This window comes from Streptococcus tangpeifui, from assembly GCF_044503215.1.
Classification (GTDB): Bacteria; Bacillota; Bacilli; order Lactobacillales; family Streptococcaceae; genus Streptococcus; species Streptococcus tangpeifui.
The window spans coordinates 1,317,576-1,329,594 of sequence record NZ_CP172427.1 but is presented as its reverse complement, the minus strand read 5'-3'; the positions used below and the strand labels follow the sequence as shown (position 1 = coordinate 1,329,594).

Genomic DNA, 12,019 nt, shown 5'->3' with positions numbered 1-12,019 from the left:
TGAAAGCATTAATTTCTTTTCAGGTTTTTCTTCCATTTTTTCCAAATAGTGCTAAAATGTAGGTGTAATTAGAAAGAAGGCGGTTACATGAGTGACCAATCGTATAACTATCAAAGTCTCTCGACGGAGGAGCTTTACCAAAGTTTAGCAACCCGCCAAACAGGACTTCATAATGAAGAGGTCAGCCAAAGGCAAAGCCAATACGGCAAAAACCTTTTGGCCAGCGGCAAGCAGGAATCTAAGCTGCTAAAGTTTTTCAAGAATTTTACCAGTCTAATGGCCATCCTCCTCTGGGTAGGCGGTCTGGTAGCTATTCTCTCAGGAACCTTTGAGCTGGGAATTGCTATTTGGTTGGTCAATGTGATCAATGGTGTCTTTAGTTTCATCCAAGAAAATCGAGCTCAAAAAGCGACCGATGCTCTGAAAAATATGCTACCCTCTTATGCTCGAGTTGTCCGTGATGGAATCGAGCAGAAGATCCTAGCTGAGGATCTGGTACCGGGTGATATCCTCCTGATTGAAGAAGGAGACAAAATTTCGGCTGATGCTCGGATCATTCTCTCAACTGATTTGCAGGTCAACCAATCAGCCCTGACAGGGGAATCCAATCCTGTCCGCAAGAATGCCAAGGTTGTCACCGATGGCGATATTACTGCTCTGGAAGCTGACAACCTAGTTTTTGCAGGGACAACAGTCGCTAATGGCTCGGCTCGAGTTGCGGTCACCAAGATTGCCATGCAGACAGAATTTGGTAAAATTGCTGACTTGACCCAGACAGTGGCTGATGAAAAGAGCCCTCTGCAAAAGGAAGTGGATCGTCTGACCAAACAGATTTCACTCATTGCCATGAGTGTTGGTATTTTCTTCTTTATCGCTTCTGTCTTCTTTGTCAAAGAGCCGATGGCTAAGGCCTTCATCTTCTCTTTGGGGATGATTGTCGCCTTCATTCCGGAAGGGCTCCTGCCCACTATTACCTTATCCTTAGCTATGGCTGTACAAAGAATGGCCAAGCAGAACGCCCTAGTCAAGAAGCTCTCTTCTGTTGAAACATTGGGAGAAACCTCGGTCATTTGTTCAGATAAGACAGGGACTTTAACCAAGAATGAGATGACTGTTCACAATCTCTGGACCCCTAAGAAAGAGTACAAGTTGACAGGTCTGGGCTATGCGCCTGTTGGCCAGGTGCTCCTTCATGGTCAAGAGGTTAGGGCAGCCCAAGATACCGACCTCAATTGGCTCTTGCGAGGCGCAACCCTCTGCAGCAATGCCAAAATCAGCAATCCCAACGCTGACAATCCTAATTATACAGTTTTGGGGGATCCAACTGAAGCCTGCTTAGAAGTGGCTGCCCAAAAGGCTGGGATTGATTTATCAGACAATGAATCCGAAAATTATCGGATTAAGGAACTCCCTTTTGATTCAGATCGCAAGCGGATGACCACCTTTAACCATCTTGCAGAGGCTATTGACGGCAAAGCAACAGCCTCATTTACCAAGGGAGCCCCAAAAGAAATTTTGGAACTTAGCCCCTATATTCGTGAAAATGGTCAGATCAGGGAGCTGAGCGAACGTGAAAAATCAACTATCCTGAGAGCCAATGATGCCTATGCGCAAAAGGGCTTGCGAGTCTTGGCTCTAGCCTGTCGACTTTACGACGACGAATCAAATATTGCAGCTGCTACCATTGACACTGCTGAAAAAGATATGATTTTCATGGGGCTATTGGTTATGCAAGACCCTCCTCGTGAAGGCGTCAAAGAGGCTGTTGTCAAATGCCATGCGGCTGATATCCGGATCATCATGATGACCGGGGACTATGATCTGACCGCTGTCAGCATTGCTAAGAGTATTGGTATTGTTAAAACTGAGCAGCCACGGGTCATCAGCGGCCGGATTTTAGAGGGTATGTCTGATACCGACTTGCAAGAAGCTCTCAAGGATGAAGTCATCTTTGCTCGGATTGCTCCGGAACAAAAGTTCCGCATTGTTACCAATCTGCAAGCGCTGGGCCATGTTGTCGCTGTCACAGGAGACGGGGTCAATGATGCTCCCGCTCTCAAAAAGGCTGATATCGGTGTAGCTATGGGGATTACCGGTACTGATGTGGCCAAGGAATCGGCGGATATGATTCTGACGGATGACCACTTCACCTCCATTGTTAGGGCCATTGAAGAAGGTCGAGCCATCTATAGTAACTTGCGTAAGTTCCTCAGCTATATCTTTAATAGTAACACTTCTGAAGCGGTGCCATCAGCGGTCTTTCTCTTTTCTAAAGGTCTTGTCCCTCTGCCTTTGAGCGTTATGCAAATTCTAGCTATAGACCTAGGGAGTGATATGATGCCTGCCTTGGGATTGGGCGTTGAACAGCCGGAAGAAGGTATTATGAACCAGCCGCCCCGAGCCAAGACTGATCGCCTCATCAATCCTAAGATGCTAGTAAAATCCTTTCTCTGGTATGGTGGTATGGAGGCCCTAGTAGCGATGCTTGCCTTCTTTGCGGTTTTTGCCCTGCACGGTCAAAGTTTAACGGACCTGCCTGCAAGCGGAGAGTTCTACCGGGAAGCAACCACTATGACTCTGGGCGCTATCATCTTTTGCCAAATTGGTCAGGTCATGAACTGTCGGACCCAGAGTCAGTCCATTTTTAAGCGAGGTTTCTTTACTAACCGTACCATCAACTTGGGTCTGGCCCTCGAAATCCTCCTCTTTAGCCTTTTGGCTTATATTCCTTTCCTCAATGGTCTCTTTAACACTGCGCCAATCTCCAGCTTAGAATGGGGTATCCTCATACTCTGTCCAATTCCAATCTTCCTGATTGAAGAAATCAGAAAAGCTTGGCTGCGTCAAAGATACAGCACTCATTCTCAAAGAAAATCAAAATGAAACTAGGAGTAGGAGAAAAGCCGCAGGTAGTCTGTGGAAAATAAGTCAAGCCTAGTTTGTATCCTAAAGTGGAGCATGGCGAAGCCAACAGTGTAGCATTTTGAGTTTCAAAGGTGTTCATAAAAGCTTGTCCATAAAAAACGGCCCCGACTCCATCTGGAATCGGGGCTTCTTTAGTATCTATCTAAAGCGGAAGAAGGAACTAATCAGAATTAGTCTATGCGACTGGGATTGCCATCGGCATCGAAGTGATAGAGGGTACCATCAATAGTATAGTCTCCATCTTTAGCCTGCACGCCGTCTTTATCAAAATAGCGCTGGGTATTATCAATGGTTTGCCAGCCAGTCAGTGCTTGACCAGCTTCCCTGTCAAAGTAATACCAGTTGCCCCCTATTTCTTTATATTGGCTGGTGATAGGGTTACCGTCTTCATTAAAGTAGTAGGTCTTACCATCAATAGTCTGGCTGCTGTTGGTAATGGCAAAACCGTCTTGACTGAAGTAGTAGGTCTTGCCGTCAACTGTTATTAACTTGTCTCTAACGGCATAACCCTCTTGGTCAAAATAGAGGTAGCCTGTTTTAATATCGCCAAGGTGGGGCCGCAGTGGATGATAGTTGATAGAGCCCCAGTAAAGCGTATGGCGAGCCAAGGTATTGTCTTTGTTAATCAAAATAGGATCAACATTAGCTGAAACATCGTCTAATTTAAGACCAGGGGTCAGCAATTCTCCTCGATAATCATAGGCCTTACCATCTTTGCCAATTTTAACGAGGAAATTATTATAATAAAGTCTTGAAAAATGGTATTCCTCGCCGTTGATATACTGAACGCCGCTGACCTTTTGGCCAGTTTTATCATCAATAAAGACGTGACCGTAGCCATTGTCAGACCTTTCAAAATGGCCAGTGATGCTAGGGTGTTCTTCATTTTGGTTACCCGATGGATTGCCGTTATCGTCAAAATGATAGAGCAGGCCGTCGATTGTCTTATCAATGTTCTTAGCTTGGACACCATTATCGTCAAAGTAACGTTTGGTACCATCGATGGTTTGCCAAGATTTTAACGGCTGACCGTTATCTTTATCAAGATAGTACCAATTTCCATCGACTTCGGCATAAGCCCCCTTGACCTGAGAACCATCTGGCCTAAAGAAGTAGGTGTTTCCTTGAAAAGTTTTCAGCCCTGTCAGAAGTTGACCAGTTTCATCAGCACAGTACCAAGTTGATCCATGGTCAGGTGTAAAGAATTGATTTTCAACTAGTTGGCCATTATCTTGGAAGTAATAGAGCAGACCATCAATCGTTTGGAAGCCGATTAGGTTTTGACCGTTACCGTCACTGTAAAATTTACCGGTATCCCCTTTGTACCAGCCAGCAGCAGGAGTTGCGATGGCTGTTTGTTCCGTATCCATTCGAGTATTTTGGTTGAATGTGTGGGTTTCACTGACGCTTCCAGAACTGTTTTGATCTTCCCGATGTTTAGTAACATCGGTTTCAGAATTGGCATCTGAAACTTCTGGACTGATGGAGTCTGAAACAGCTACCGTCCCGGTATCATTGGTAAGTTCTTGTTGCTCTCCCTTGGCAGAAGCAGACTGAGTACCTTCTGAATCAGCAATCTCAGTAACTCCTTGCATCTGGGACTTAGCCTCAGGTGTTGTCGCCGTTTCAACGGTTTTACCATCAGTGATGGGACTAGTTTCAGTCGCTTCAGCAGGACCGATGTCGCTTGTCTGACTGCTTGCGATTGAATTACCCGCTGGAGCTATCGCTTGGTCCGCACTGACTCTCACAGCTCCCAGACCAGTCAGCATCACTACCATCGTTGCGATGGCTACCCAGTGTTTTTTGACCTTGTGCATTTTAACACGTCGTTTGATTTCCATAGTTAGCCTCCTTCTAATGGCTGAAGAGAAGAGCTCTAACGGCTTGTCTTATGGCCATCCAAGCTATCAGCAGCTTGGTTTATAAACATTAAAGCTTTCTCAAAATTATTATATCACTAGTTGGAAACGTTTACAATAACAGTTAATAAGTCTTAGGCAGACTGGCCCGCCTTCAAATTTGAGGACTGACAATAAAGAAAATTTTAACAAAAACAGTAGGAACTCATGTTTGAACAGGTGCTGGGAGGCATAGCCTCCTTCGGACGAGACAATCCTATATAGTAGTCTGAACCCGTGGTGCTAGTAAAAAAATCCTAGGTTATAAGCAAAGATAGCCTACTCTACCAAAGCTTCAAACCCTTTAAACGTCTCGCTAATGGCCTTTCGATGTCAAACTCAGAACACAAAACTGAAAACCGTGTTTCAATAGTTCTCCTTTCAGCCTTGAGCCTCCAATGATGATGCTTTTTGTACGCCTCAAAGGCGTCCAAAAACAGTAGCCCTTCTGGATTAAATGCTGTTTAAAAATCTGACGGAGGTAACCTAAGTCCGCTAAAACAACAGAAACAGTTGTGTTCTCAAGCAGTTCTTCAGCTTTGTGAACTAAAAATATAAACTAGCACCACGGGTTAGCCTGAAGTTGTTCTGCAGCATACATTTTCTACCGTCTTCAGTTTATGTACTTTGCACAATTTATTTAGCCTTCCCGATTGTCCTTATTTTTATGGGACCCACCCTCGATCATCAGGTCACTGGTGTTGCTATTTTATCAAGGAGTGAAGAGTGGCGGCAATAAATACGCGATAAATTGTCAGAAAACTATTTTTGCTGTTGAAATTGTCAGAATTTTTTGCTATACTAGTTTGCAATAAGAAAAAGCGATGAGAGAACAAGCACCAAATCAACTGACAGAGAGTGCCGTTGCTGAGAAAGGCATCTAGATTTGGTCACACAGTCTTGAGCGCAGGTGCGAACTTTACCAGTAGTGCCTGACGGGTGGTTCCGTTAAGAGCCAGAAGTCTTTGACTTCAAGAGGAAAGACAGGTGACTGTTTTTCGAATTAAGGTGGAACCACGTTGCGACGTCCTTGCAAAAATTTTTTTGCGAGGGCTTTTTATTAATCTAAAATCGCATGAGTACCATTACTATAAGGAGGTTTTTATGATTAGAGGTCTGAGAGAGATTGAACCTTATGTGGCTGGTAGTCAGCCTCAAGGTAAGCGAATCATTAAGCTGAATACTAATGAAAATGCCTACCCCCCCAGTCCTAAGGTGGCTGAGGCTTTGAAGGTATTTGACAGCGCCAATCTGCGTAAATATTCTACACTAACTCAAGAAGAGCTGCGTCAGGCCCTGTCTGCTCGTTTGGGGGTAACAGCTGACCAGATTATCCTCGGTAACGGTTCCGATGATATCCTTTCCATGGCTTTTTTGGCTTTCTTTAACAATGATGAACCTATTTTATTTCCAGATTTGACTTATGGATTTTATAAGGTCTGGGCTGACTTATACGATATCGCCTATCATGAGGTACCGCTGACCAGTCAGTTTGAGATAGATCCTGCAGATTATCAGGCGCTAAACGGCGGTCTTGTTATCGCTAATCCTAATGCCCCGACAGGTATTTATAAGCCTCTGGATGAACTGGAAAAGATCATTCAGGCCAATCAAGATGTCGTTATCATTATTGACGAAGCCTATATTAGTTTTGGTGGGGAAACGGCCCTGCCTTTACTGGAAAAATATCCCAACCTTTTTATCACGCGCACCTTTTCCAAAGATGCCTCCCTAGCAGGTTTGCGCGTGGGCTATGGTGTTGGCAGCCCCGAATTGATCAAGGTTATCGAGACTGTCAAAAACTCTCTCAACCCTTATGCCGTTGACAGCATAGCGGAAAAATTAGCACTAGCAGCTGTCGATGACTGGGATTACTACAGCAATAACTGTCAAAAAATTATGGAGACCCGTGACTGGTTTACCAAAGAACTCGCAGCCATAGGTTTTGAGGTTTTACCGAGCTCGGCCAACTTTGTCTTGGTCAAACCGACTCTAGCAGCTCAGGAACTCTTTCAGTATTTACAGACTAAGAATATCTATGTCCGTTATTTTCCTAAAGTAGAGAGGATTAAGGAATATTTACGCATCTCTATCGGTCGACAGGAAGAAATGGAGAAAGTCATAATGATCATTCAAGAGGTAGTTTCATGAAAAAAACAACATTACCAGTAGGTATGCACGACAAATTATTTAAGCGGGCTGCGACCATGTATCGTTTAGAACGTGATATTAGTGATTTGCTGATAGAACGTCAGTTCAGGCGCATTGAAACGCCGACCTTGGAGCATGCGGAAGTGTTTGGCGATGAGCTGAAAAATACTCACTATCATCTCTTCGATAAGTCGGGGGATTTGCTCAGTCTGCGACCAGATATTACCAGTCAGATTGGACGAGTCATTGCCTCAACTCAAGTAGAGACACCGATTAAATTTTCCTACTCAGGAAAGGTCTTTCACTACAATGAAGAACTGCGCGGTCTACTCAATGAACACACTCAAGCCGGCGTAGAGATTGTCGGTTACCCAGCTGATAAAGCACTTAAAGAAGCTGTCTTGTCGGCTAAAGCAGCTCTAGACGTAGCTGGGGTTAAGGTCTATCAGTTCGAGTTTTCCCATGCAGCCATTTTACAGACTATCTATGATGCATTAGGCTTGGACGAAGTGAGCCAGCATCAGTTGGAAGGAGCGATTATTGATAAAAATATCACAGCTCTCCATACCTTTACTGAGGTCCATCCTAGCGAATTTGATACCTTCATTGAGGCTCTGCCTTTCTTATTTGGAGAAAGTCACAATGTGCTGACGAAAGCTCGTGCTTTGGTTAAACACGAGAGAATATTAAAAGCTTTTGATAATTTAGAAGACCTGCTGGGAGATATCTATCGCTTTTTGCCTCAGACAACAATTGATCTAGCACAGGTTCCTTCGCTGCCTTACTATACCGGTATGATGTTCAAAGTTTTTGGTGAAAATGTCCCGGATGCTTTCGTATCCGGTGGCCGTTATGACAAGCTGTTTGAACGTTTTGGGGCAGCAGAGCTGACAGCTGTTGGTTGGGCGGTCGATTTAGATAGTATTTATCAGGCCATTCATAATAGTTTGGAAGGAGGTGGTCTGCGATGACAGTACAAATGACGATAGCGCTCACGAAGGGACGAATTGAAAAAGATACGGTTAACCTCCTGAAACAGGCCGGTTTTGATATGGCATTCATGGCTGACAAGGGGCGCAGTCTTATTTTTGAAAGTCCTGATAAACGTTTTCGCTTCTTGTTAGTCAAGGCACCGGATGTTACCACTTACGTTCACCATGGTGTCGCTGATATTGGCGTAGTGGGCAAAGATGTACTTATGGAGCATCCGACAGGTTATCTTGAAATGCTGGATTTGAATATTGGCCTTTGTAAATTCGCCGTAGCTTCGATTCCGAGTTTTAACCCAACCGATCATAAGCGCAAGCGTATTGCGACGAAGTATCCCACAGTTGCAACGGATTTTTATAATCAAAAAGGAGAGGATGTCGAAATCATCTCTATTCAAGGAAGTGTTGAAATTGCTCCTGTCATCGGTTTAGCTGATGCCATTGTTGATATTGTCGAAACGGGCAATACCCTAAAAGCCAATGGCCTAGAGGTATTTGAAAATATTTGTCGTATCTCAGCCAGGATGATTGTCAACAAGGCTGCCCTTAAAAATAATCCCCAAATACTGCCTTTCATCAAAAAAATTGAAGCAATTGTTGGAGACGAGGAGGTACCTTTTCAATGAAACGTCTAACAGGAACTAATGAAACTATATCTAAGATTCTCTATCAAGAACAGCTGGAGCTGAGCCGGGAGAACCTCGATGTTGAGGAAACTGTCCGCGCTATTATTGAAGATGTGAAAAGTCGCGGTGATGAAGCACTGCGCGAGTATTCTGCAACATTTGATAAGGTTGATCTCACAGACTTTGAAGTCAGTCAGGACTTAATTGACCGCGCTTTTGCAGAAGTTGACAAGGATGTTCTGACAGCTCTTGAAAATGCCAAGTCTAATATTGAATCTTACCACCGCCAGCAGCTGGAGACAGGCTTTGAAGATCAGCCATCAGACGGTGTCCTTCGCGGCCAGCTCATCCGTCCGATTGAGCGCGTAGGCGTCTACGTGCCGGGAGGAACAGCGGCTTACCCGTCCTCAGTCCTCATGAATGTCATTCCGGCTAAGATTGCTGGTGTCAGGGAAATTATTATGATCACGCCGCCGCAAGAACATTTTGTGCCAGCCATTTTGGTTGCGGCTAAGCTCGCTGGTGTGGATAAGATTTACCAAGTGGGCGGTGCCCAAGGCGTTGCTGCCCTGGCTTACGGCACTCAAACCATTCCAAAAGTGGATAAGGTTACAGGTCCTGGTAATATCTTTGTGGCAACGGCTAAGAAACAGGTTTACGGTATTGTCGGAATTGATATGATTGCTGGTCCTTCAGAAATTGGTGTCATCGCTGACAGTACAGCAACCCCAGCTTACGTAGCGGCAGACTTGCTCTCACAGGCCGAACACGATGTCCGAGCGCGGGCGATTTTGGTAACGGATTCTGAAGAACTGGCTGATGCGGTTGAAGCAGAAATTGAAGCGCAGCTGAAGCGGTTACCCCGCAAGGCCATTGCCCGTCCGTCTATCGAAAATAATGGACGCATTATCATCGCAGCCAATACTGCGGATATGTTTGACCTTATGAACAAGGTGGCGCCTGAGCACTTGGAAATTGCTATGGAGAATGCCTATGACTACCTAAATCAGGTCGAAAATGCTGGTTCTGTCTTTTTAGGACACTATACGAGCGAACCGATTGGTGATTATTATGCTGGTGCTAATCATATCCTACCGACCACAGCAACCAGCCGCTTCTCATCTGCTCTGGGAGTGCATGACTTTGTCAAACGCATCCAGTATACCCAGTACAGTAAGGCAGCGGTCAACAGTGCAGAAAAAGATATTACAACTTTGGCCTATGCCGAGGGTCTGCAAGCACATGCGAAAGCGATTGAGGTAAGAAATGGCCAAAATTAAAGGATTGTTAGTCATGGACGTGGATTCAACCCTCGTTCAGGAAGAAGTGATTGATTTGCTGGGAGAAGAAGCAGGTGTTGGCGCCCAAGTTGCGGAGATCACCGAGCGCGCTATGAGAGGAGAACTTGATTTCAAGCAGGCGTTGCAAGAGCGGGTGACTGCACTAAAAGGTTTGCCAGAGACCATTTTTGACCAAGTCTATCAGCGTATTCACTTTAATAAGGGAGCTAGGGAATTGGTAGCTGAACTTCATGCGCGTGGCTATAAGGTCGGTTTGGTATCCGGTGGCTTCCATGAAACAGTTGATCGCTTGGCTGAGGAAGTCGGTATTGATTACGTTATGGCTAACCACTTGGAAGTAGTGGATGGCAACTTGACTGGAAAGACCTATGGTGACATTGTAACCAAGGATGTCAAGGTGCAAAAACTTCGCGAGTGGGCTGCGGAAAATGGGCTGACGTTGGCAGACACTGTTGCTATGGGTGACGGAGCCAATGATCTGCCCATGATTCACGAGGCTGGTATCGGCATTGCTTTTTGTGCCAAGCCCATTGTTCGCGAGCAATCACCTTACCAAATCAATGAAGCTGATTTGTATAAGGTGATTGAGATAGTGGATGAGGTGGAACTTTAATGTATATTTCAAAAATTACTTTAGAAAATTTTAGATGTTTTGAAGGCAAGACAGATATTCTTTTAAACAGTGGAATAAACTTTTTTGTTGGTGATAATAACGCTGGTAAAACTACTATTTTTAAGGCAGTTGAATTTATAAAATCTGGGAAAATAAAGGAGGAATGGATCACTAAGAATCTTTCTAAAGATGCAGAAGTTTCAGTAGAACTTGAACTAAAAGGGGATGATGTTGCTCAATTATTAGGGACAGATAAATTAAAAAAATATCAATCATATCTTGTAGGTGATGATAAATTAATTTTGAAAAGAAGTTCAAAAGAGTCAACATGGACAGATTCAAAGGGTAAGGAAAAAAATATTAGTCTAAAAAATATTACTTTTTATAATCCTGAAACGAAAGTTTTTGAAAATCCTTCAGGGATTGATACTGTTCTTTCGTCTTTGTTTGACACACAATTCGTCTACTCGGATTTGAAAAATGAAGATTATCAAGGTTTTGGAAAGACTAATATTGCTGGACGATTAATTAGCGATGTTACAGAGCAATTTAAAACAAGTCCGGAATGGCAAGAATTAAAAAGGGCTCATAGTGTTGCTTTTGGTACCGAAGGTTTGGCTCAGTTACTCTCAGAAGTTCAAAGTAGGGTACAAGGGATTCTTAATGAGCAATATGGTGAAGCGAAAGTAGAGTTTAATTTTGGTCTTCCTACTTTAGATAATTTTTTTAAGAATGGTAATATATTGCTTGAAGAGAATGGAATAAAAACAGATGTTTCCGAGAAGGGGACGGGAATGCAACGGGCATTAGCTCTGAGCCTCATTCAAGTCTATGCAGGTATTGATAACCAAGTAAGCGGTATTCTCAAAACACCACTCTTTTTCTTCATTGATGAACCTGAAACATTCTTACATCCTCAGGCACAAGATAAGTTATTAGCTTCTCTAGAGAAAATTTCTGATAATTCACAAATATTTATTACGACACATTCCCCATATTTGTTAAGAAGTTATAATAAGAATAGTCATAAACTGTACATCTTTTCAAGAAATCCAGATGAAAAAAGAATTCAAGAAGATACTCACATTGGGATTCTACCATATAGTCCCTCTTGGGGAGAAATTAATTATTTTGCATTTAAAGTCGCCAGTCCTGAATTTCATAATGAATTATTTGGTGAACTTCACAACCTAGCAAGAAGTAAAAATAAAACATTTGAAAATGGTTCAAAGACAGTTGGTAAGGGAATTTCTTGTTTTGATACTTGGTTATCAGAAAGATCGGATGTTATTCCAACTGATCTTGAACATGTTAATTTTAAAGGCAAAGTAAACAATAGTTATCAAGATAAAACAATGACATCTTATATAAGAAATCACATAGATCATCCTGGTGACTATCCAGATGGACAGCCAGTTAGAAAAAAACCAACAATAGAAGAAATTAAAGATTCTATTGAATTTATGCTTAAGGTATATGAATCAGAATTAAAATGATTTGGAGGAGCTTCTAT

8 protein-coding genes and 1 pseudogene are annotated in these 12,019 nt (G+C 43.3%); 7 read left to right on the top strand and 2 right to left on the bottom strand.

The annotated features are described in order from the left end of the window. The first annotated feature begins 87 nt into the window (after window positions 1-87). Window positions 88-2,883, top strand: coding sequence for a cation-translocating P-type ATPase (locus tag ACFSN5_RS06140; RefSeq protein WP_165213321.1), 2,796 nt, complete (start codon window positions 88-90; stop codon window positions 2,881-2,883). Between the two features lie 212 nt (window positions 2,884-3,095). Here ACFSN5_RS06140 and ACFSN5_RS06135 read toward each other — a convergent pair whose 3' ends face one another. Together ACFSN5_RS06135 and ACFSN5_RS06130 are read right to left on the bottom strand one after the other, a co-directional pair. Then, window positions 3,096-4,769 (bottom strand): KxYKxGKxW signal peptide domain-containing protein, encoded by a 1,674-nt coding sequence (locus ACFSN5_RS06135; RefSeq protein WP_165329076.1) that lies wholly within the window; start codon window positions 4,767-4,769, stop codon window positions 3,096-3,098. A 336-nt stretch (window positions 4,770-5,105) separates the two neighbouring features. Further along, window positions 5,106-5,364 (bottom strand): annotated as a pseudogene (locus tag ACFSN5_RS06130) (IS982 family transposase); the annotation flags it as partial. A 566-nt stretch (window positions 5,365-5,930) separates the two neighbouring features. On the opposite strand from ACFSN5_RS06130, the gene hisC reads away from it, so the two are divergent. From hisC to ACFSN5_RS06100, 6 genes are read left to right on the top strand one after another with little or no spacing between them, the layout of a single operon-like run. Beyond that, window positions 5,931-6,977, top strand: coding sequence for a histidinol-phosphate transaminase (gene hisC / locus ACFSN5_RS06125; protein ID WP_165329075.1), 1,047 nt, complete (start codon window positions 5,931-5,933; stop codon window positions 6,975-6,977). After that, entirely contained in the window at window positions 6,974-7,948 is a 975-nt protein-coding gene (locus tag ACFSN5_RS06120) for an ATP phosphoribosyltransferase regulatory subunit (RefSeq protein ID WP_165329074.1), read from the top strand. Before hisC ends, ACFSN5_RS06120 begins: the two co-directional genes overlap by 4 nt. Continuing rightward, window positions 7,945-8,592 (top strand): ATP phosphoribosyltransferase, encoded by a 648-nt coding sequence (gene hisG, locus ACFSN5_RS06115; RefSeq protein WP_165329073.1) that lies wholly within the window; start codon window positions 7,945-7,947, stop codon window positions 8,590-8,592. The genes ACFSN5_RS06120 and hisG overlap by 4 nt, the downstream gene beginning before the upstream one ends. After that, entirely contained in the window at window positions 8,589-9,872 is a 1,284-nt protein-coding gene (hisD, locus tag ACFSN5_RS06110) for a histidinol dehydrogenase (protein ID WP_165329072.1), read from the top strand. Before hisG ends, hisD begins: the two co-directional genes overlap by 4 nt. Next, complete coding sequence (serB, locus tag ACFSN5_RS06105) at window positions 9,859-10,506, top strand: phosphoserine phosphatase SerB (RefSeq protein ID WP_165329071.1); 648 nt, start codon at window positions 9,859-9,861, stop codon at window positions 10,504-10,506. Before hisD ends, serB begins: the two co-directional genes overlap by 14 nt. After that, window positions 10,506-12,002, top strand: a complete 1,497-nt coding sequence (locus ACFSN5_RS06100; protein WP_165329070.1) for an ATP-dependent nuclease — start codon at window positions 10,506-10,508, stop codon at window positions 12,000-12,002. Before serB ends, ACFSN5_RS06100 begins: the two co-directional genes overlap by 1 nt. Window positions 12,003-12,019: the final 17 nt, after the last annotated feature.